Annotated in this window: 17 protein-coding genes and 1 tRNA gene; 14 read left to right on the forward strand and 4 right to left on the reverse strand. The window is 46.6% G+C overall.

All coding sequences use genetic code 11. The annotated features are described in order from the left end of the window. Positions 1-33: 33 nt before the first annotated feature. Positions 34-120: transfer RNA gene (locus tag ICN35_RS06900), tRNA-Leu, on the reverse strand. 157 nt (positions 121-277) lie between these two features. Here ICN35_RS06900 and rnr point away from each other — a divergent pair. Genes rnr through ICN35_RS06915 form a run of 3 tightly spaced genes read left to right on the forward strand, consistent with a single transcriptional unit; the run spans position 278 to position 3,669 of the window. Further along, positions 278-2,662, forward strand: coding sequence for a ribonuclease R (gene rnr / locus ICN35_RS06905; protein ID WP_216125623.1), 2,385 nt, complete (start codon positions 278-280; stop codon positions 2,660-2,662). 26 nt (positions 2,663-2,688) lie between these two features. Further along, positions 2,689-3,456 carry a 23S rRNA (guanosine(2251)-2'-O)-methyltransferase RlmB gene (gene rlmB, locus ICN35_RS06910; RefSeq protein ID WP_215318197.1) on the forward strand — a complete coding sequence of 256 codons (768 nt, stop codon included), beginning with the start codon at positions 2,689-2,691 and terminating at the stop codon, positions 3,454-3,456. A gap of 27 nt (positions 3,457-3,483) precedes the next feature. After that, complete coding sequence (locus tag ICN35_RS06915) at positions 3,484-3,669, forward strand: DUF2892 domain-containing protein (protein WP_215294914.1); 186 nt, start codon at positions 3,484-3,486, stop codon at positions 3,667-3,669. Between the two features lie 31 nt (positions 3,670-3,700). Here ICN35_RS06915 and tal read toward each other — a convergent pair whose 3' ends face one another. Further along, on the reverse strand, positions 3,701-4,678 hold the full coding sequence (tal, locus tag ICN35_RS06920) for a transaldolase (RefSeq protein WP_216125626.1): 978 nt from the start codon (positions 4,676-4,678) through the stop codon (positions 3,701-3,703). Between the two features lie 105 nt (positions 4,679-4,783). Here tal and rpiA point away from each other — a divergent pair, with 105 nt between their 5' ends. Then, on the forward strand, positions 4,784-5,494 hold the full coding sequence (gene rpiA, locus ICN35_RS06925) for a ribose-5-phosphate isomerase RpiA (RefSeq protein ID WP_215318192.1): 711 nt from the start codon (positions 4,784-4,786) through the stop codon (positions 5,492-5,494). Positions 5,495-5,752: 258 nt separating this feature from the next. Here the strand turns inward: rpiA and ICN35_RS06930 are convergent, their stop codons facing one another. Continuing rightward, on the reverse strand, positions 5,753-6,025 hold the full coding sequence (locus tag ICN35_RS06930; protein ID WP_216125634.1) for an oxidative damage protection protein: 273 nt from the start codon (positions 6,023-6,025) through the stop codon (positions 5,753-5,755). A 32-nt stretch (positions 6,026-6,057) separates the two neighbouring features. Continuing rightward, the gene (gene argA, locus ICN35_RS06935) at positions 6,058-7,422 is read right to left on the reverse strand and encodes an amino-acid N-acetyltransferase (protein WP_215294908.1); all 1,365 of its coding nucleotides are present in this window, start codon (positions 7,420-7,422) and stop codon (positions 6,058-6,060) included. Positions 7,423-7,487: 65 nt separating this feature from the next. Here argA and hrpA point away from each other — a divergent pair, with 65 nt between their 5' ends. The 10 genes from hrpA to xth all read left to right on the forward strand — a co-directional run bounded on the left by hrpA (position 7,488) and on the right by xth (position 21,176). Beyond that, positions 7,488-11,489 (forward strand): ATP-dependent RNA helicase HrpA, encoded by a 4,002-nt coding sequence (hrpA, locus tag ICN35_RS06940; protein ID WP_216125637.1) that lies wholly within the window; start codon positions 7,488-7,490, stop codon positions 11,487-11,489. 146 nt (positions 11,490-11,635) lie between these two features. Then, on the forward strand, positions 11,636-12,580 hold the full coding sequence (locus tag ICN35_RS06945; protein ID WP_255535756.1) for a cytochrome D1 domain-containing protein: 945 nt from the start codon (positions 11,636-11,638) through the stop codon (positions 12,578-12,580). A 13-nt stretch (positions 12,581-12,593) separates the two neighbouring features. Next, on the forward strand, positions 12,594-13,394 hold the full coding sequence (locus ICN35_RS06950; RefSeq protein ID WP_216125643.1) for a polysaccharide deacetylase family protein: 801 nt from the start codon (positions 12,594-12,596) through the stop codon (positions 13,392-13,394). A 3-nt stretch (positions 13,395-13,397) separates the two neighbouring features. Then, entirely contained in the window at positions 13,398-14,369 is a 972-nt protein-coding gene (locus tag ICN35_RS06955; protein ID WP_216125645.1) for a sterol desaturase family protein, read from the forward strand. 29 nt (positions 14,370-14,398) lie between these two features. After that, complete coding sequence (locus ICN35_RS06960; protein WP_216125653.1) at positions 14,399-15,268, forward strand: EI24 domain-containing protein; 870 nt, start codon at positions 14,399-14,401, stop codon at positions 15,266-15,268. Next, a complete protein-coding gene (locus ICN35_RS06965) occupies positions 15,261-16,118 on the forward strand; it encodes a molybdopterin-binding protein (RefSeq protein ID WP_216125656.1) in 858 nt (285 codons plus the stop codon). Before ICN35_RS06960 ends, ICN35_RS06965 begins: the two co-directional genes overlap by 8 nt. Before the next feature lie 205 nt (positions 16,119-16,323). Continuing rightward, positions 16,324-17,739: a type I glutamate--ammonia ligase gene (glnA, locus tag ICN35_RS06970; RefSeq protein ID WP_215294896.1), complete on the forward strand. Its 1,416-nt coding sequence runs from the start codon at positions 16,324-16,326 to the stop codon at positions 17,737-17,739. 26 nt (positions 17,740-17,765) lie between these two features. Beyond that, positions 17,766-18,887, forward strand: a complete 1,122-nt coding sequence (gene glnL, locus ICN35_RS06975) for a nitrogen regulation protein NR(II) (protein ID WP_370625666.1) — start codon at positions 17,766-17,768, stop codon at positions 18,885-18,887. Next, complete coding sequence (gene ntrC / locus ICN35_RS06980; protein ID WP_215294892.1) at positions 18,884-20,335, forward strand: nitrogen regulation protein NR(I); 1,452 nt, start codon at positions 18,884-18,886, stop codon at positions 20,333-20,335. Before glnL ends, ntrC begins: the two co-directional genes overlap by 4 nt. Beyond that, positions 20,328-21,176, forward strand: a complete 849-nt coding sequence (gene xth / locus ICN35_RS06985; protein WP_216860829.1) for an exodeoxyribonuclease III — start codon at positions 20,328-20,330, stop codon at positions 21,174-21,176. The genes ntrC and xth overlap by 8 nt, the downstream gene beginning before the upstream one ends. Positions 21,177-21,198 lie beyond the last annotated feature (22 nt).

Here is a 21,198-nt window from a genome sequence, read left to right on the forward strand (position 1 = left end):
CATATAGGAGTTATCAGGACTAGTAGGAGTGTTTGGTGCCCAGGAAGGGACTCGAACCCCCACAACCTTACGATCGCCAGCACCTGAAGCTGGTGCGTCTACCAATTTCGCCACCTGGGCATGCCTCTATTATAGAGGGATGGGTGTTTTTGGGCTATTTCAACCCCATTTTGGCTTTTTCCCTTCAGACTTGATGGTTTGATACAGTAGCCTTATTCATAACAAAAATAGATATCAGTAGATATATAGATAGGGCATGTATTGCCGAAGGAATTAAATGCGCAAAGCAAAAGACTTGGTGCCCCGCGAGGCTGATCGTTTAGGGGCAGTTCAAGGGCATCGAGATGGATTCGGATTTGTTATTCCCGATGATGGTGGTGAAGATATTTTCCTCTCCGAAAGAGAGATGTCCCGTGTCATGCACGGCGATAGAGTCAATGTCAGAGTATTGGGAACGGATCGTCGTGGTCGCCCTGAAGGACAGATTGTTGAAGTCGTTCTGCATGCCAATAAGGTCGTAATCGGCCGCCTCTTAAATGAAAATGGTGTTTTGATTGTTGCGCCTGAAGATAAGCGTATCGGTCATGACATTTTGATTCCACCCAAGGGTCAAGGACAGGCCAAGTTAGGCCAAGTCGTTAGTGTTGAAATTATTGATTATCCAGATAGCTATCGTCAGGCAGTAGGGCGGGTTGTTGAGGTCTTGGGTGAGATTGATGATCCTGGTATGGAAATCGAAATTGCGGTGCGTAAGTACGGCGTACCCCATGAGTTCTCCGCCGCTGCCATGAAAGAAGCCGCTGCATTACCTGATGCAGTTCAGCAAGAAGATTTAGAAGGTCGCGTCGATTTACGTGATGTGCCATTGGTCACCATTGATGGTGCTGATGCCAGAGACTTTGATGATGCTGTTTATTGCGAGCCAGTAATGTACGGCAAGACTAAAGCTTGGCGTCTCATCGTCGCGATTGCTGACGTTTCGCATTACGTTAAACCGGGACATCCCTTGGATGACGAAGGCTTGCTGCGGGCAACCTCTGTGTACTTTCCAAGACGGGTCATTCCGATGTTGCCAGAGAAGATCTCGAATGGTCTTTGCTCACTTAACCCCAATGTTGATCGCCTCTGTATGGTGTGTGACTCGGTGGTGGATAACAATGGCATTGTATTGGCCTACCAGTTTTACCCAGCAGTCATGCATTCTGCGCAACGTTTTACCTATGATATTGTTTGGGAAATTCTGTCTAATAGCAAAGGTCCGGAAGCAGCGCGCTTTACCCAGTTCCGTCCGCTCTTAAGCAATCTCTACTCTTTATTTAAGATTCTGTTGTCGGCCCGTGAGAAGCGTGGCGCAATCGAATTTGAAACTACGGAAACGCAAATCATTAGCAATGAACTTGGTAAGATTTTGCGAATCGAGCCGCGTCTGCGTAATGATGCTCATCGATTAATCGAAGAGTGTATGTTGACTGCCAACGTGTGTGCCGCAGACTTCATTGATAAAAATAAACATCTCAGCTTATACCGTGTTCACGGCGAGCCTTCTGAAGAGAAGTTGATGACCTTGCGTCAGGTACTAAGAACCTCAGGGCTATCTTTGGATGGCGGTGAAAAACCAAAACCTCGTGATTACGCAAAGCTGATGCGGGAGATTAAAGATCGACCTGATGCCAATATGCTGCAGTCAGTTGTATTGCGATCAATGCAGCAAGCGATGTATCAACCAGATAATGAAGGCCACTTTGGTTTGGCATATCCAGCCTACTCGCACTTCACCAGCCCGATTCGTCGCTATCCAGACTTATTGACCCATCGAGTCATAAAGTCAATTTTGCAGAAGAAGCCATACACGCCTGTTTTGCCTCCAAAAGTACCACTCAATTTGACCTTACCGCGTAAGGGTAAGGGAAGAGAGAATGCAGTCAATGCCAAAAAATCCCAAAGCGATGCGAAAGATATTGCAGCGAGAGGCGCTAGAGCGCCAAAAGGGGCTAACGCAGCATTACCAATTTGGGGTCAGCTAGGGGTTCACTGCTCCTCTAATGAGCGCCGCGCTGATGAAGCCTCGCGTGACGTCGAGGCATGGCTCAAGTGTTATTACATGCGGGATCATCTTGGTCAAGAGTATGCAGGTACCGTAACGGGGGTTGCTAACTTTGGATTATTTATTCAGCTGGAGAATCTTTTCGTTGAAGGTATGGTTCACGTTACTGAACTGGGTGGCGATTACTTTCAATACGATGAAGCCCGTCAAGAATTGCGTGGTGAACGGACTGGCATTCGTTATCGCTTAGGTGATCGTTTACATGTATTGGTGAGCCGTGTTGACTTAGATGCTCGCAAGATTGAATTCAGTCTCGTTAAGAGCTCCGGTGCTGAAAGTGGTGGATCTTCTAATCGCCGTCAATTATTATTGGCTGCTGATACTGGTCGGCCTAATAAAAAGGCGGCACCTAATAAGAGTAGACCTGCTCATAAAGCGCCTCAAAAGCCCAGTGGGATCAACGTTAATGCTGCAAAATCCGCTGGTACCTTGGGCGCAACGCAGTCCAAAAGTAAAGCGAGTCGTAAAAACGGTAAGGCAAGTAAACCCGGTAGATCAGTCGGCAAGCCTGCAGGCACAAAACCGCCAGTACGTAATACCAAGGCCAGACGTAAATAATCAGCATATAAAGAACAAGCACAGAGATGAAACAAATATTAGTAGGATTTCATGCGGTGCAAGCGCGTTTGCGTGTTGACCCCGATAGCCTAAAGTCGGTGTACTTCGATCCTAGTCGTCGCGACCGACGCATGGGAGATTTTCTGAAGCAAGCTGAAGAGATTTTGGGCGAACGATTGCATGCAGCAGATGCTGAGCGTCTTCAAAAGTTGACTGGCCACGACCGTCATCAGGGTGTGGTTGCTTTAGCTGAAAAAATGACCATAGCGCGTACCATTACCGAAGTGATTGAAGATGTCGAGGGCACCCAAGCTAAACCATTGTTTTTAGTGCTCGATGGCGTGACAGATCCCCATAACTTTGGCGCCTGTTTACGTGTTACTGATGGTGCAGGGGTAGATGCGGTAGTCATTCCGAAAGATCGTTCGGCTTCGATAAATGCTACCGTGAGCAAGGTATCAAGCGGTGCCTCTGAAGTCATGCCAGTGATTACTGTCACCAACCTGGTTCGCAGCATGAAAGAGATGCAGGAAGCGGGCGTTTGGTTGATTGGTACGGATGATGAAGCTCAAAAGTCGATCTATGACATCGACCTTACTGGCTCTATTGCTATCGTGATGGGTGCTGAAGGTGAGGGCATGCGCCGTCTTACAAAAGAAACCTGCGATGAGCTCGTCCGTATCCCAATGCAGGGTGTGGTCTCCAGTTTGAATGTTTCAGTAGCAAGTGGCGTATGCTTGTATGAGGCATTAAGACAGCGCCTTGCCAAATTAAATAATAAAGCTGCCAAGTAGTTGTTTTTCAATAGTAAAGGGGCTTATATGAAATGTAATATTGGTCACACTGACCGTGTTTTGCGTATGACTGTTGGCGTCACCCTCATGGGTTTAGCAGGTTTTGGTATCACTGGCCCGTGGGCTTGGATTGGAATCATCCCCTTGCTAACAGGGATCTTTGGTTATTGCGGGGCTTATACCTTGGTCGGCATCAATACGGCTAAGAAGTAAATTAAACATAAGCAAAGCTACTGCTAGCGAATTATTTTGCTAGCAGTGCTTCCAGCTTTTCAGTATCGATACAGAAATTGCGTATACCTTCTGCAAGTTTTTCTGTTGCCATCGCATCATTATTCAATTGCAGCCTAAAGCTAGATTCATCTAGTTTAAGTGGCGTTATATTCTCAGCACTTAATATAGCGTGAGCATTGGCACCATCTAATTTCTTGCTTACTGTGGCAGTACCTGCACTCAACTCAGCCAATAACTCGGGGCTAATCGTTAAAAGATCGCAGCCGGCAAGCTCCAGGATTTGACTGGTATTGCGAAAGCTAGCACCCATAATCTCGGTTGGAATACCAAAGTACTTGTAATAATGAAAAATCCGCTTTACTGAAGTCACACCGGGATCATTGGCACCACCATTGTGGGCATCACTCCAATTGCTTCCGAGTTTTGCCTTATGCCAATCCGTAATGCGACCAACAAACGGTGAAATCAGTTTTGCATTGGCTGCGCCACAGGCCGCCGCCTGAATCAGCGAGAAGAGTAGAGTCATATTGCAATGAATGCCATCTGCCTCTAATTGTTTAGCAGCATCAATACCCTCCCAAGTTCCAGCGAGCTTGATCAGAATGCGCTTGCGATCAATGCCCTGAGATTCATATAGGGCAATTAAGTGTTTTGCTTTAGCAACTGTGGCCTTGGTATCAAACGATAAACGCGCATCCACTTCGGTTGAGACACGACCAGGCACAATTTTTAAAATCTCCAAGCCAAAGGCAACCAAGATGTTATCCACCAAATCAGTAACGCTTAAGCTTGGGTGAGCTGCCTTCACCGCACTCACCAAAGACTGGTAATTACTTTTCTGGGCTGCCTTCAGAATGAGGGAGGGGTTAGTAGTGGCATCTTGAGGTTGAAACACTTGCATACGCTCAAAATCGCCCGTATCGGCGACGACAGTAGTGAATTTTTTGAGTTGCTCGAGTTGGCTAGGAGCGGAAGAGGCGCTATTCATGGCTGGATGGCTCTATTTAAGGGGTCTGCTTTAGTAGATTTCTTGTGAATATCATATGATAGATGGATTAATTACTCAGTTCCAGTAAAGGTGTTTGGTGGATATATGAATCAGGATCAACTCAAGCAAATGGTGGGCGAAGCTGCTCGAGACGAGGTACTAAAGCTACCCGCTGGACAAATCTTGGGTGTAGGAACAGGTTCGACCGCTAATTGCTTTATTGATGCCTTAGCTCCCCATAAGGATCATTTTTCCGGAACTGTTTCTAGCTCCAATGCTACGACGGAGCGATTGCTAAAGCATGGTTTTAAGGTACTCGACCCTAATGATGTACTCAGTCTGCCAGCCTATGTCGATGGTGCCGATGAAATTGATCCTGCTGGCCATATGATTAAAGGTGGGGGCGGTGCGCTGACTCGCGAAAAAATTATTGCCTCCATGGCAAAGCAATTTATTTGCATTTGCGACTCTTCTAAACAGGTTCCGGTACTTGGTAATTTTGCTCTCCCAGTCGAAATCATTCCGCTAGCCAAAGGTATTGTCAGTAGAGAGCTGGAAAAGCTTGGCGGCAAGGTGACTTTGCGCTTAGCTAAACATACTCGCTCTGACCTCAATCAAACTCCAAGCGAGCCCTTTGTGACCGATAACAGCGCTTGGATTTTGGATGTCGCTGGTTTGCACATTGCTGATCCCATCACTATGGAGTCTCAGATTAATCAAATTGCTGGCGTGATTACGGTCGGCTTATTTGCTAAAGAGAAAGCCAATGTCTTGCTGGTCAGCAACGCGTCTGGTGTTAGCCGCATCGCACTCTAATCCGTAAAGAGGAAATAAAAAAACCCGACGGGGCATCCCCATCGGGTTGTTTGCCATGGTTTGCATGGCGCAGGCACTCGGAAGGTATTTAGTTCCTTAGCCTATGAGCGCATAGATGCGCTCATTTTGAAGTGGCTTTCGCCAATGTAGCAAGACACTATATCTGCCTCACTACGATTACATCCTATGCCTGTACTTTTACTGTGTCAACAACAGAAACTGTATTTATAGAAATTTATTTTTGCTGTATTGCAATACTTATTCGGTAGGCGGTACATAGCCTTGTGCCATATCTGCACCACCTTCAAAGAAGTATTTTTCTACTTGCTTTAAAAGGTACTGGCGTGCACGTGGATCTGCCATATTGAGGCGATTTTCATTAATGAGCATAGTTTGATGCTTTAACCAAGCAGCCCAAGCTTCTTTAGAAACTTGATTCCAAATCTTTTTGCCTAAGTCACCAGGAAGTGGAGCGAAATCCAAGCCTTCTGCCTCTTTATTGAGTTTGATGCATTCAACCATCCGTGCCATCTGTAGTGCCTTTCTTATATATCTCTTTGTTCTTATAGATCTTTAGTTAAAACCATGGACTTACGGTCCCAGTTATAAATTTGTTTTCTTTCTTCTGGCAGGTCATCCACTGTGGCCCTTTTAAAGCCCCGTTTCAGAAACCAATGCTCTGTTCTCGTCGTCAGAACAAATAATTTTTTAATACCCTCTTGTTTAGCGCGCATCTCAACCCGTTTTAGCAAACGCTCGCCATCACCAGAGCCTTGCACATCAGGATCTACTGCAAGACAGGCTAATTCACCAACACCATTGGGGAATGGGAACAGGGCAGCACAGCCGAAGAGTACGCGGTCATGCTCAATCACTGAGAAGCGCTGAATGTCACGCTCAATCACGTCTTGACCGCGGGCAGCCAAGATCCCTTCTTCTTCTAGCGGCATAGTGAGTTGCAAGATACCACCGACGTCATCTTGATTGGCTTCGCGTAAATTCTCAATATCAGAAGAGGCCAGCATCATACCAATACCGTCGTGGGTAAAGAGCTCTTCCAATAAGGCGCCATCCTGGTTGCAGGGCAAGAAGTGAACCCGACTTACCCCAGCACGAATCGCTCTACCAGAGATATTGAGCAAACTCTTCATGCCAACGTCGAGATTTTTGTTCTCTACCATATAGTCTTGCAACTGAGGCAAGGAGAGTTCTGTAATCAGATCACCTTCAGCATCGTGTAGACCTTCATATGGACTTAAGAAAATCAACTTATCCGCTTTGAGCGCTGCAGCAGTAGAAGCTGCCACATCTTCATAAGCTAAGTTAAAGGCTTGACCTGTAGGTGAGAAGCCTAACGGAGAGAGCAACACAATCTTGTTGCTATCGAGTGATAACTTAATTGAAGTGGAATCCACTTTACGCACTAAGCCGGTATGGATGTAATCAACCCCTTCGACAACGCCCACTGGCATCGCGGTAATAAAGTTACCAGAGATAACTGAGATACGAGAGCCTGCCATCGGAGTGTTTGGTAAACCACGGCTAAATGCCGCTTCAATATCGAGACGCAATTCTCCGGCAGCTTCTTTCACGCACTCTAGAGCAGCAGCATCAGTAATTCGGTAGCTATTCATCGCGCTCTTGCCAAACTTACTCTTAATCTTGCGCAGCATGAGCTGCTCTTCAATTTGTGGGCGAATGCCGTGAACCAAAACGATTCGCATACCCATGGCATGCAACATCGCAATATCTTCGATGAGATTCTCAAGACCAATTTCTTGAACAAGCTCGCCAGCGAAGGCGATCACAAAGGTCTTTTCGCGGAAGCTGTGAATGTAGGGTGCAACATCGCGCAACCACCCTACGAAGGGGAAGTTGGAGGTAGATTCTTCGGCGGTTGAGGCCTGGTTTGGTGCATTTGTCGGCATAGTGAGAAAATTATAGGGTGCAAGAGCCTATAAACCAACAAAAACCCAAACCCAGCTCCAAGCCTGTGCCTGCTTCCAACACCGGACGCAAGCTCGAGATCCGCTTCCCGGAAGAATTGCCGGTCTCTGGTCAACGTCAGATCATCAAGGATGCCTTGCAAAGCCATCAGGTGGTCATTGTGTGCGGCGAGACGGGCTCAGGCAAGACCACCCAGCTACCAAAGATCTGCTTAGACCTAGGGCGTGGCACGATCAACGGTGGCAAACTCATTGGCCATACCCAGCCACGACGGATTGCTGCCACCGCTACTGCCAAGCGGATCGCCCAAGAGCTTGCTTCGCCCATTGGTCAAGATGTGGGTTACCAAGTGCGCTTTGCTGATAAGACCAGCAACACCGCTTCCATTAAGCTGATGACAGATGGCATCTTGTTGGCCGAGACGCAGCGCGACCCACAACTCAAAGCTTATGACACGCTCATCATCGATGAGGCACATGAACGTAGCTTGAATATTGATTTCTTATTAGGCTATTTAAGGCAGTTATTGCCCAAGCGGCCCGATCTCAAACTCATCATTACCTCAGCCACGATTGATGCCCAGCGATTTTCTGAGCACTTTGCCATCAATGGCAAAGTTGCACCGGTGATTGAGGTGAGCGGCAGGTTGTTTCCGGTAGAGCAAAGATATTCACCGCTCGAACCAGATTCAAAACCTGATGGCAAGAAAGAATCCAAGACAGCAAAAGAAATTCCAGATGCAGTCGCCGAAGAAATTACCAAGGTCTGGCGAGAGGGTGCTGCAGGCGCAGGAGACGTTTTAGTTTTTTTGCCAGGCGAGCGTGAGATACGAGATTGTGCTGAAACACTGCGTAAAGACCATGTCTTGCAGCAACGCTTTCATCCAGAAGTGCTGAGCTTGTTTGCACGTCAATCTGTGGCCGAGCAAGAGAGAGTCTTTAGCCCTGGAAACGGTCGTCGCATTATTTTGACAACCAACGTTGCTGAGACTTCTCTGACTGTTCCTAATATTCGTTACGTGATTGATAGTGGTTTAGCAAGAGTGAAGCGTTATTCCTATCGCAATAAAGTAGAGCAGTTGCAGATTGAGCCTATTTCACAAGCGGCGGCTAATCAGAGAGCGGGGCGTTGTGGCCGTGTATCGGATGGTATCTGTGTACGCCTCTATAGCGAGCAGGATTATCAAAGTCGTCCCAAATTTACTGATCCTGAAATTTTACGCAGTTCACTAGCTGCAGTATTGCTGCGGATGAGCTCACTACGCTTATCCAAAATTCAACACTTTCCATTCATTGATAAGCCATTGGGTAGAGCGATTGCTGATGGCGTACAACTTCTAGATGAGCTCGGCGCAATAGAGTTTGATGATGCTCAAGTTGGCGATGGTAAGGATGTCAATCATAGTTTTAAGCTAACGCAGATTGGTAAACAGTTAGCTGATTTGCCGCTAGATCCTCGTATTGGCAGAATGCTCTTGGCTGCTAAAGAGCAGAATGCGTTGAGAGAAGTCACCATCATTGCCTCTGCCTTGGCTACGCAAGATCCACGTGAACGTCCTATGGACCAAGGGGCTGCAGCAGATCAGGCGCACTTGCAATTTGCGGATGAACGCTCTGAGTTTTTGAGTTTTGTGAAACTCTGGGATTGGTATCAGGACGCCTTACAGCATAAACATAGCAATCGACAGTTAGAAAATCTGTGTCGCAGTAAATTTCTATCGCCTCGTCGCTTGCGTGAATGGCGTGATGTTCATGGTCAGTTGCATACCATGCTCGGCGAAAAGGGCTGGAAAGACAATAGCCTCGCTGCAACCTATGAACAAGTTCACCTCTCTTTACTTACTGGCTTATTAGGCTATGTGGCCAAAAAAGAGGAGGATGAAAAATCACAAGACCGTAATAGCAAGACAGGCGGTTACGTTGGGGCTAGAGGTATTCGTCCCTTTATTTGGCCTGGTTCGACCATTGGTAAAAAAGCTGGTGCTTGGATCTTGGCTGGTGAGTTGCAAGAGACCACTCGCATGTATGCTCGCACCATTGCCAAGATAGAGCCGCAATGGGTAGAAAAAGTAGCGGCTCATCGACTCATTAAATCCTTGAGCGACCCCTTTTGGGATAACCGCCAGGGTGAGGTACTAGCATTTGAGCGTGGCACCTTGTATGGCTTGCCGATCTATCACGGACGCCGGGTACGCTATGAGCCACATAATTTTGCAGAAGCCCGTGAATTATTTATTCTCCAAGCGCTTGTCCAAGAAGAAATGTTTGGGCGCATGGATACATCAGCACTGCAACGCGAGACCGAAGCAGACGCTAAGAAAAAATATCCTGGTACGTTTGGGTTTTTTTGGCATAACCGGCGCCTGATTAAAGAAATCGAAGCGCTTGAGCACCGCTCACGTCGCCCCGATGTTTTGGTAGATGACGATTTGCTCTTTGCTTTTTATGAATCCCGTATTCCTAAAGGTATTTGCAATCGAGAAGATCTCAGGGCCTGTCTCAAAAAGATTCCTGACCTCGATACACAGCTTCGTTTAGAAAAGGCTGACCTCATGCGCCATGAAGCGGCAGGGATTACCGTAGATCGCTATCCCAAAGTAATGAAGGTCGGTGGAGCAGAGCTCAATTTAACTTATCACTTTGAGCCCGGTAGCCCCAAAGATGGAGTGACCTTAGTAGTTCCCTTGGCACAACTCAACCAAGTGGATGGTCGTCGTTGTGAATGGTTAGTGCCCGGTATGTGTGAGGATAAAATTCTGCTCTTACTAAAAACCTTGCCACAAAAAATTCGGCGTCATTGTGTGCCATTACCAGACTATGCAAAATCGTATTTAGAGCGAAAGCTTGAGGCACAGCAATTTGGAGTGGGTGATTTTCTCGATCAACTCATCGATGACATTCGCAAAGAGCGTGGTCTAGAAATTAAAAGAACTGATTTCAGACCCGAGGCCTTGCCGCTACATTCATCGATGAACTTTCGTTTAATTGATGAGCATGGACGTCAGTTAGAAGTAGAGCGTAACTTAGCGCGCTTACGATCAGAATATGGACAGACTGCCCGCGATGCCTTTCAGGCAGTTGCTCAGGAAGTAGCTCAAGCAGAACTGGGGATTGAGCCGTTGTCCCAAGCCAGCGCTAAGTCTAAAGCAAGCATTCAACCAGATGGAGCTAGGAAGGTCGAGCAGAGTGGCTATCGAAGCTGGGAGTTTGGAGAGTTGCCTGAAACCTTAGAGATTCAAAAAGGCAATAAAACTTTATTTGGATATCCGGCGCTGATTGATCGTGGCGAATACTGCGATCTCGAGGTATTCGATGATTTGCTGGAGGCTCGAAAGCAACATATACAAGGATTACGTCGTCTATTTGCCCTGGGCAATAAAGATACGCTGAAAGCATTGCAAAAACAGTTGCCCGGTATTCGCGAGCTCGGATTGCTGTTTATCAATGTTGGATCAGTTGAAGGTTTGATCGATCAGATACTTAATCTGGCGATTGAGCGCGCGTTCATGACTGAGCCTCTGCCAAATAATGCTGAACAGTTTGCCGACCGAATGCAAGCAGGTAAACCCAGACTGGCACTAATTGCCCAAGAGATTTCTCGTCATGCTTTGGCTGCTTTGCAAGCTTATGCAGATTTGCAAAAGAAGATGGCCCAAACCAAAGCAGCATCATCCAGTGCTTATGCTGATATTCAGTTGCAAGTACAGGCTCTCATCTTTCCCAAATTTGTAGCTGACATTCCCTATGCGCAATTAGTCCATTTGCCACGATATTTAAAAGCGATTGCAATGCGCATTGATAAGATGCGTGCCAATCCCTCTAGGGATGCTCAATGTCAAAAAGACTGGGAATCAGTGGCAAGACCATGGCAAAAACTCCTTCAGGGGAGTAAAGGTACAGCTGCATATGCTATGAGTGAAGATCAGGCTTTAGCTGATTTTCGTTGGCAATTAGAGGAGCTCAGGGTGGCCTTATATGCCCAGGAGCTCAAAACACCGACCCCCATGTCCCTAAAGCGCTTAGAAAAAGTTTTGGCGAGCTTGCGCTAGATCAATTCCACTGCTTATTAGGGGTCTTTTGACTCTCTCCATTGCTTACAATGTGGTTTATGCACAAATTTATCAAGATTAGAGCTTTTCGCACTATTGCCGTTTCAGTTGCCTTTGCTTCAATACCCTATCCAGCATTCGCTGAAATGTCCGCAACTGGAGTGGTGCCAGCATTACCGGCACAACCTAAACTAGCAGTGGTTCTTAATTCAGGTGAAGCTACGGTGAGCTTGATAGATATGCCAAGTCGCCGTGTTATTAAAACCACCTATATTGGCAAAGAGCCGCATCACTTGATGATGACGCCTGATCAAAAAACTTTATTGGTTGCCAATGCCGCAGGTAACGATGTCGTGTTGATGAATCCTATAAGCGGTGAAATCACTGGGCGTATGCCCAATATTATTGACCCATACCAAATTGGCTACTCCCCAAACCACAAATGGTTTTTAGCTAATGGCAATCGCTTAGATCGTGTTGATATATATGCAGCAAATGGCGCTGATCTGAAATTATCCAAGACCGTAAAGTTGGGAAAGACTCCGAGTCATATTGCATTTACTGCGGATAGCAAAATTGCCTTCATCACATTGCAAGACTCTAATGAACTGGCAGCGATTGATCTTGAAACTCAAAATGTATTGTGGGTGATGCCTACTGGCAAAGTGCCTGCAGGTTTGTGGATGACACCTGGCGACCAATATCTATTAGTTGGTATTACCGGCGAAGATTTCGTACAAGTGATTGACTGGAAAGCTCGTAAGGAAGTTAAGCGAATCTATACCGGCAAGGGCGCACATAACTTCCGTCCTTTAGGGGATAAAAAGTATATCTTTGTAAGCAACCGCATTGCTTCTACGATCAGCTTGATCAATATGCAAACTCTCGAGAAGGAGAGTGATATTACTGGTCTTCCGTCTGGTCCAGATGATATGGAAATTACTCCTGACGGCAAAAGCCTGTGGGTGACTTTCCGTTTTGCAAAAAAAGCGGGGGTAATTGATATACCCACGATGAAGTTGGTGAGCGTCATCCCAGTGGGAAGATCTCCTCACGGTGTATTTTTCTACCCTAGGGCTCCATGGGAGTAAGGGGAGTTCTTTGATGAAACGTAATCACATCGTTTACCGCATCGTTTATCTAACAGCCGCGCTCTTGCTCGGCTGTTTTTCATTCGGCTCTAGCGCACAGACATCCAGTTGCAACAAGACAGTCTATTTAACATTTGATACTGGCAATATGTCAGTTGCGCATCAGGTTGATGAGATTTTGAAGCGTCAAAATATCAAAGCCACTTTTTTTCTGGCGAATGAAAAAGCCTATCGTGGTGATTTTGCATTAGACGATGCCTGGAAACCCTTCTGGCAAGAACTGGCCAAAGAAGGTCATCATTTTGGTAGTCACACATACGACCATCTATATTTTGTCAAAGACGGCCCCAAAGGTGAGGTTTTTGAAAAGCCACAATTTGGACCTAAAGCTGGCATGACGGTGCTTTATAACGAAGCCGCGATGTGCAAGGAAATTCGCAGAGTAGATCAACGCTTCCAAGAGATGACGAATCAACCATTGCAAAAAATCTGGCGTGCTCCTGGAGGTAAAACCTCACCAACTTTGATTCGGATGGGGGAGATGTGTGGCTATCAACACATTGGCTGGGCCCCCGCTGGTTTCTTGGGGGATGAGCTTTCTTCTGATAAGTACCCTAACGCTGGACTCTTGCAGAAGGCGAGTCGTGATATTCAAGATGGCGACATCACTATGGCGCACCTTGGTATTTGGTCCAGAAAAGACCCCTGGGTACCCGCAGTGCTAGAGCAATTGATCATCAATCTCAAGCAACGCGGCTTTTGTTTTGGTCTATTGCCTGCGGCGCACAAAAAATCTGCAGATCAGTCAAAATAAAGCATGGATTTAAACTTTATCACCTCTGCAATCTCAAACGCCTATGGCAGTCTACAAGAGTGGATTTTTTCGACCCTGGTAGGGCCATTGTTGTATCAATTTGATCTGATGTCGTGGGCCGAGGATGTATTTGATGGCATGGATTGGTTTCTGTTTGGCTGTATTCAAATCTTTCTTATCATGGTTGTGCTCCGCACTTGGGAACGCTTTCATCCTGCAGAAGCGCAAGATCGCTTTGCTATTTCAAACAAGGCGGATATTTTCTACACCTTGTTTCATCGGCTGGGGATTTTTCATGGCTTGATCTTCATTGCCTTATCTGGATTTTTCTTTGAGGTCGATTCGATCTTGCACGATTTTCGGTTTGATCGTTTCAATGTAGAGTCTTGGTGGCCTGGAGTTACCTCGATACCAGTGGTGAGCTTTCTGCTTTATCTGATCTTGCTTGACTTTGTCGATTATCTTTACCATCGTGCAGCCCACTCGTTTAACTGGTGGTGGCAGTTGCATGCCTTGCATCACAGTCAAACAGTAATGACGGCTTGGTCTGATAATCGTAATCATCTGTTAGACGACATCATGCGTGCAGTATTTATGGCATTTTTTGCACTCTTGTTTGGAGTATCTCCTGGTCAATTTATTGCACTCGTGGCCCTGAGCCAATTTATTCAAAGTTGGCAGCATGCCAATATCAAGATTCACTTAGGACCTGCGCGCTATCTCTTGATTTCACCGATGTATCACCGCATGCATCATGCCGTGGGCTATGGTCATGAGGCCATTGGTAAGCCTGGAGTACTGGGCGGCTGTAACTTTGGCATTCTTTTTCCCTGGTGGGATATGTTATTTAGGACGGCGATTTTTCCTAAGACGGTTTATCCCACAGGCGTGCGAAACTTAACGGTTTCTCAAAATGTTATTACTCAGCAGTGGCAGGGTTTGGTAAACGCATTTAGAGAGTTATTGCCAAAGTAAACATACCCAAGGTATGTCATAGGAGTTTTATGGTTGGATTGCAGCAAGTATTTAAATCGTTTGGACTTGCACTGGTGGGAACGATGCATCCACGCATGCTGTGGCTCAGTCTGAGACCATTTCTGATTGTTTCTGTTGTATGGGGTAGTCTCATTTGGCTTGCTTGGACCCCAGCGCTGGAAGCATTGAGTATTTTCCTCACGACTTCGATCTTCACGAGCTGGATCCAAGAAGGTCTGATTTGGGCTGGCTTTGAAAATGCCAGAGCTTGGATCGCGCCACTATTTTTTGTTATGTTGATCATTCCTCTGATCACGATCAGCCTCTTAGTGTTTATCGCCTTCTCAACCGTGCCAGCAATTGTTAGGATCGTAGCTCGACAATCTGCGTATCATGGTTTGGAAGCAAAGCGTGGCGGCGGACTCTTTGGTAGCTTGATGTATACCTTATGGTCTGCGCTGATCTGTTTAGTGTTAGTGATGCTGACCTTGCCAGTGTGGTGGGTTCCTCCGCTCGTAGCTGTGTTACCACCGCTCTTATGGGGTTGGTTGACAATGCGCCTCATGTCATATGATGTCTTAGCTAAGCATGCCAGCACCGAAGAGCGCGATCTTCTAATAGAAAAATATCGATGGTCATTACTCACTATGGGTGTGATCTCGGGCATGCTCGGCGCTGTACCCACATTCTTCTGGGCTACTTCTGCGTTAGCCTTGGTATTGTTTCCAGTAGTGAGTTTTGTAGCCCTTTGGGTGTACTCTCTCATTTTTGTGTTTGCTGCTTTATGGTTTAGCCATTTTCTATTAGATGCGCTGCAAACGCTGAGACAAGAAGAGTTAGAAAAATCATTAACAGTAGAAACCCGCTTAGTAGATTCGGAACTTCCATACCATGGATGATGTCATCAAAACAGTAGCAGTGGATGCCTCGACAGAGGGGGTCACAAGACGATTTGGCTTAATCGTGATCGGCGACGAGATCTTGTCAGGTCGTCGTCAAGATAAGCACATGAGTAAGCTCATTGAACTCCTCAATGAACGGGGCTTGAGTCTTTCGTGGGCAAAGTATGTTGCCGATGATCCAGAGCAAATTACAGCAACCCTCAAGCAAAGTTTTGCCAGCGGCGATGTGGTGTTTAGTACGGGCGGTATTGGTGCGACTCCAGACGATCATACGCGCCAATGTGCTGCGTTAGCACTAGGTACAAAAACCGCATTGCATCCGAAGGCGCAAGAGCTCATTGCTGGTCGCATTCAGTCGATGGCAGAAGGTGATCCAATCAAAGCCGATTTGAATACTCCGGAAAATCAACACCGCTTCAAGATGGGTGAGTTTCCACTGGGTAGTGACATCATCCCGAATCCCTATAACCAGATCCCTGGCTTTCGGATTCGGGAACATCATTTTGTTCCGGGCTTTCCGGTGATGGCCGCTCCCATGATGGCTTGGTGTCTGGATACCCATTACCATGATCTCTTTCATCAAGAAAACTGGGCAGAACAAAGTTTCATTGTGCCTAAAGGCATTGAGTCCACCTTAACCCCGCTGATGGAACGTATAGAAGCTAACTTCCCAGGCGTGAAGGTCTTTAGCCTGCCGTCTGTGGGTGATGCTACTAAGGGTGGTGTTTATGCCCAGCGGCATATTGAATTGGGTATCAAGGGCAATGCCAATCTATTGGAAAATGCGTGGATTGCCCTAAGAGCGGGCACCCAAGAGCTTGGCTATGAGATTCATGAAATTTCTTAGGTCAATTTTGCACTAAAGTAGTGCACATATCCTTTTTAGAGTCGATCAAAGAGCTAATCAAGCACTTAATTAGTGCAATAATGAAGATTCCCTGTTGTTTGCTTCAGTAAATTAGATACATCCAATAGGCATGTAGATGCCTGGAATGAACAAGGGTGTATGCCTTAGGTTTGAATTCCGAGTTTTGTTTATAGAGGAGATTTGCATGACGAAGACCGTCGCTGATGTGATGAAGTTAGTTAAAGAGAAAGAATGTACTTTCGTTGATTTCCGCTTTGTAGATACAAAGGGTAAAGAGCAACATACGAGTGTTCCTATCTCTGCTTTTAACGAAGATAAATTTGAGAGTGGTCATGCATTTGACGGCTCCTCTATCGCTGGTTGGAAGGGTATTGAAGCTTCTGATATGTTGTTGATGCCAGATCCAACTGCTTGCTATATCGACCCATTCTATGAAGAGCCTACCTTGGTAATCACATGTGATGTGATCGAGCCATCAGATGGTAAAGGCTATGACCGTGATCCACGTTCTATTGCAAAGCGTGCTGAAGCCTATTTGAAGAGCTCTGGTTTGGGTGATGCAGCTTACTTTGGCCCAGAGCCAGAGTTCTTTATTTTTGATGGCGTGCGTTGGGGTGCTGACATGCAGGGCTGCTTCGTGAAGATTGATTCTGAAGAAGCGCCATGGTCATCAGGCCTTGAAGTTGAAGGTGGTAACACTGGTCACCGTCCAGGTAAAAAAGGCGGCTACTTCCCAGTTGCTCCAGTAGATACATTCCAAGATATGCGTTCTGAAATGTGTTTGATTCTCGAATCATTGGGCATACCGGTTGAAGTTCACCACCATGAAGTTGCTGGTCAAGGTCAAAACGAATTGGGTACTAAGTTCAGCACATTGACTCAACGTGCTGACTGGACTATCTGGCAAAAGTATGTAGTACAAAATGTTGCGCATGCATATGGCAAGACTGCAACCTTCATGCCTAAGCCAGTAGTTGGCGATAACGGTTCTGGTATGCACGTGCACCAATCTGTTTGGAAGAATGGCGAAAACTTGTTTGCTGGTAATGGTTACGCAGGTTTGTCAGAGTTTGCCCTCTACTACATCGGCGGCATCATTAAGCACGCTAAAGCATTGAACGCTATTACCAACCCAGGTACAAACTCATACAAGCGTTTGGTTCCAGGCTTTGAAGCCCCCGTAAAGTTGGCATACTCAGCACGCAACCGTTCTGCTTCTATTCGTATTCCACACGTTCCAAGTCCTAAGGGTCGTCGTATCGAAACCCGTTTCCCAGATCCATTGGCAAACCCATACTTGGCATTCTCAGCCTTGTTGATGGCTGGTTTAGACGGCGTCCAGAATAAGATTCACCCAGGTGAAGCTGCTGACAAGAACTTGTATGACTTGCCACCAGAAGAAGATGCAAAGATCCCAACCGTTTGCGCAAGCTTGGAAGAAGCTTTGGCAGCGCTCGAAAAAGATCATGAGTTCTTGACCCGCGGTGGTGTATTTACAGAGTCTATGATTGATGCCTATATCAATTTGAAGATGGAAGATGTCACACGTTTCCGTATGACTACCCATCCAATCGAATTTGATATGTATTACTCCCTGTAAGCGAAGGAAAGAACTTGAGCGCAGGTTTGTTGCGCAATTCGTTCAAGGGAGCAGCTTCGGCTGCTCCTTTTTTTCCGACATTGCTCGATCAGATGCCCAATGCCATCGTGGTTTTTGAGGCGGAGAACCAACAATTGGTTTATGTGAATCCGGCTGCCGAGTCAGCTTTGGAACTCTCGCGTAAATCACTTGAGGGTCAATCTGTGTTCGACTTATTTGGTGATAACGCGGCTCTGAATAGCATGATTACCGAAGTGAAGCTCGGCCATGTATCGGCTCAACGCCAAGAGATGGTCTTGCATTCCTTGCCAGGAAGTATTCACCAAGATTCTATTCCAGCTCACGTGGTAATCGCGGCCTTAGAAGATCCCGTTTTGATCATGATGGAATGGTTCCCCATTGATCAACAGTTGCGTAGTGAACGCGATGAGCGTGTGACGCAGCAAGTCGAAGCTAATAAACAGCTCATGCGCAATTTGGCACATGAGATTAAAAACCCATTAGGTGGTATTCGTGGGGCAGCTCAGCTCTTGGAGTTTGAGTTGTCTGAAAAAGGTTTGCATGAATACACGCAGGTCATTATCAAAGAGTCTGATCGTCTACAAACTTTAGTAGATCGTCTTTTAGCACCGCACCGTAAGGCTCATGTTATGGAGGCCTTTAATGTCCACGAAGCACTGGAGCGAGTGCGGAGCTTGGTGTTGGCAGAGTTCCCTAAGGGCTTAAGGATTATTCGTAACTATGACACTAGCTTGCCTGATGTTATGGGGGATCGTGAGCAATTGATTCAGGCAGTACTTAATATTGTGCACAACGCAGCCCAAGCCCTTTCTGAAGAAATTACCCAGGGTGTTGCACAAATCGAATTAAAAACCCGGGTCGCTCGTTCCGTCACGATTGCGAAGCAACGCTATAAGTTAGCGATGGATCTGCACGTGATTGATAACGGCCCTGGTATTCCAGAAGAAATTATTGAACGCATCTTCTTCCCATTAGTTTCTGGGCGAGAAGGGGGTAGTGGTTTAGGTTTAACTTTAGCGCAAACCTTTGTTCAACAACACCGGGGCTTTATCGCTTGCGAAAGTCGCCCTGGACGTACCGATTTTCATATTCAAATTCCATACCGTAGGCAGGAGAAAACATCATGAAACCAATTTGGATCGTCGACGATGACCAATCAATTCGTTGGGTTTTAGAAAAAGCCTTAGCGCGAGAGAACATTCCGCATAAGAGCTTCTCTAACCCAAATGATGTGCTCAATGCCCTAGAGAAAGAGACCCCACAGGTGTTGATTTCTGACATTCGCATGCCGCGCGGTAATGGCTTGGATTTATTGCAACATGTCAAAGCGAGTCATCCCAACTTGCCCGTCATTATCATGACGGCTTATTCGGACTTAGATTCTGCGGTATCTTCATTCCAAGGCGGTGCATTTGAATATCTCACCAAACCGTTTGATATCGAGAAAGCAGTCGAGCTGATTCATCGTGCAGTAGAGCAGGGCATTCGCAGTGAGTCAGGCAACAAGGAACTTGGCGCTTGGAGACAAGAATCCACCGAGATTATTGGTCAAGCACCTGCAATGCAAGAGATCTTCCGTGCGATTGGTCGTTTGGCGCAATCCCATGCAACGGTCTTAATCACCGGTGAGTCTGGTGCAGGTAAAGAGCTGGTAGCCCACGCTTTGCATAAGCACAGCCCTAGAGCAAAAGGTCCTTTTATATCCTTAAGTACTTCTGCTGTTCCAAAAGACCTGCTTGAATCAGAGTTATTTGGTCATGAGCGTGGCGCTTTCCCAGGGGCGCAGACCTTGCGTCGGGGCCGCTTCGAGCAAGCAGACGGTGGCACATTGTTCTTAGGCGAGATTGGAGATCTACCATTCGACTTACAAACCAGACTCTTGCGTGTTTTGACCGATGGTCATTTCTATCGCCTCGGTGGCCAAGATCCGATTAAAGCGAATGTTCGCATCATTGCATCTACCCATCAGAATCTTGAGCAGCGAGTTGCCGCAGGATTCTTTCGCGAAGATTTGATGCATCGTCTTAATGTCATTCGTTTGCGTATGCCATCCTTACGTGAGCGTAGTGAAGATATTCCGATTTTGGCAAGACACTTCATGCTCACTTGTGCAAAGTCTTTAGGAGTCGAGCCTAAAAAACTGTCAGATGAAGTTCTGAAAGAAATGAGTGCGATGCCTTTTCCAGGCAATGTGCGTCAGCTTGAGAATCTCTGTCACTGGTTAACTGTGATGACCCCAGCCAGCGTCATTGGTGTAGGTGATCTTCCTGCAGATATTGTTGCCCAGGCTAGCGAGCAGCCTCTGGTCTTGCATGGTGAATCGTCGCCAAGCAGTCCTGCAACAGCTAAATCTAGTTCTGGTGATTGGGAGAGTGCTCTTGGTCGCTTGGCGGTCAAAATGCTACAGGATGGTGATAAAGAGGTTTACGATGCACTATGCTCACGTTTTGAGAAAGCGGTGTTGATGGCTGCCTTGGAGGTCACGCGGGGTCGTCGGGTTGAAGCCGCACAGCGTCTGGGCATTGGACGTAATACCATTACCAGAAAATTGCAGGAACTGGGGATAGATGACTGATTCAATCCGAATTGCGGCGTGGAATGTGAATTCCTTAAAAGTTCGCCTGCCACACGTACTTCGTTGGTTACAAGATCAGGAAAAAAAGAAACAGCCGATAGATGGCTTGTGTTTGCAAGAGCTCAAACTCACGGATGATAAGTATCCCCATCAAGAGCTAGCGGCAGCGGGCTATCTGAGTCTCGTTGCGGGTCAAAAGACTTACAACGGTGTTGCCATTATTGTGCGCAAGGCTGCTTTGGCCTCGATTGCTTCTGATGCAGTCACTACATTTTTAAAGCCCACCAGAAATATTCCCAATTACGAAGATGAGCAACAGCGCATCTTAGCTGCAACCATTCCATTTGCAGGAATGCAGCCAATCAGACTGGTCTCAGCTTACTTTCCAAACGGACAGTCGCCAGATAGCGATAAGTTTGCCTACAAATTGAGTTGGCTGCACTCATTACAGACCTGGCTTACTCAGGAGCTGCAACAGAATACGCGTTTGGCTCTCTTAGGTGACTTCAATATCGCTCCAGCAGATGAAGATGTGCATGACCCTAAAGCATGGGAAGGGCAAAATCTGGTGTCCCCTCCAGAGCGTAATGCTTTTCAGGAGCTCTTGAAGCTTGGCATGAGCGACTCCTTCAGAATGTTTGAACAAGCACCTAAAACATTCAGTTGGTGGGACTATCGCATGATGGGCTTTAGAAGAAATGCTGGCATGCGTATCGATCATATTTTGCTAAGCGATGGTCTCAAAGAAAAGTGTAGTGCCAGCGTCGTTGATAAAGAGCCTAGAACCTGGGAGCAGCCTTCAGACCATGCCCCAGTGATTGCTGAGATCAAAAAAGCGTAAGAGCTGAATTCATCGTATCCAA

It is taken from the genome of Polynucleobacter sp. es-GGE-1, assembly GCF_018882005.1.
Lineage (GTDB): Bacteria > Pseudomonadota > Gammaproteobacteria > Burkholderiales > Burkholderiaceae > Polynucleobacter.

Excerpts from the sequence above, each read along its gene's own strand:
- rpiA (WP_215318192.1), top strand. The coding sequence starts at position 4,784 with ATGAATCAGGATCAACTCAAGCAAATGGTGGGCGAAGCTGCTCGAGAC.
- argA (WP_215294908.1), bottom strand. The coding sequence starts at position 7,422 with ATGCCGACAAATGCACCAAACCAGGCCTCAACCGCCGAAGAATCTACC.
- ICN35_RS06950 (WP_216125643.1), top strand. The coding sequence starts at position 12,594 with ATGAAACGTAATCACATCGTTTACCGCATCGTTTATCTAACAGCCGCG.
- ntrC (WP_215294892.1), top strand. The coding sequence starts at position 18,884 with ATGAAACCAATTTGGATCGTCGACGATGACCAATCAATTCGTTGGGTT.
- rnr (WP_216125623.1), top strand. The coding sequence starts at position 278 with ATGCGCAAAGCAAAAGACTTGGTGCCCCGCGAGGCTGATCGTTTAGGG.
- tal (WP_216125626.1), bottom strand. The coding sequence starts at position 4,678 with ATGAATAGCGCCTCTTCCGCTCCTAGCCAACTCGAGCAACTCAAAAAA.
- xth (WP_216860829.1), top strand. The coding sequence starts at position 20,328 with ATGACTGATTCAATCCGAATTGCGGCGTGGAATGTGAATTCCTTAAAA.
- ICN35_RS06965 (WP_216125656.1), top strand. The coding sequence starts at position 15,261 with ATGGATGATGTCATCAAAACAGTAGCAGTGGATGCCTCGACAGAGGGG.
- ICN35_RS06960 (WP_216125653.1), top strand. The coding sequence starts at position 14,399 with ATGGTTGGATTGCAGCAAGTATTTAAATCGTTTGGACTTGCACTGGTG.
- glnA (WP_215294896.1), top strand. The coding sequence starts at position 16,324 with ATGACGAAGACCGTCGCTGATGTGATGAAGTTAGTTAAAGAGAAAGAA.
- ICN35_RS06930 (WP_216125634.1), bottom strand. The coding sequence starts at position 6,025 with ATGGCACGGATGGTTGAATGCATCAAACTCAATAAAGAGGCAGAAGGC.
- rlmB (WP_215318197.1), top strand. The coding sequence starts at position 2,689 with ATGAAACAAATATTAGTAGGATTTCATGCGGTGCAAGCGCGTTTGCGT.
- ICN35_RS06945 (WP_255535756.1), top strand. The coding sequence starts at position 11,636 with ATGTCCGCAACTGGAGTGGTGCCAGCATTACCGGCACAACCTAAACTA.
- ICN35_RS06915 (WP_215294914.1), top strand. The coding sequence starts at position 3,484 with ATGAAATGTAATATTGGTCACACTGACCGTGTTTTGCGTATGACTGTT.
- ICN35_RS06955 (WP_216125645.1), top strand. The coding sequence starts at position 13,398 with ATGGATTTAAACTTTATCACCTCTGCAATCTCAAACGCCTATGGCAGT.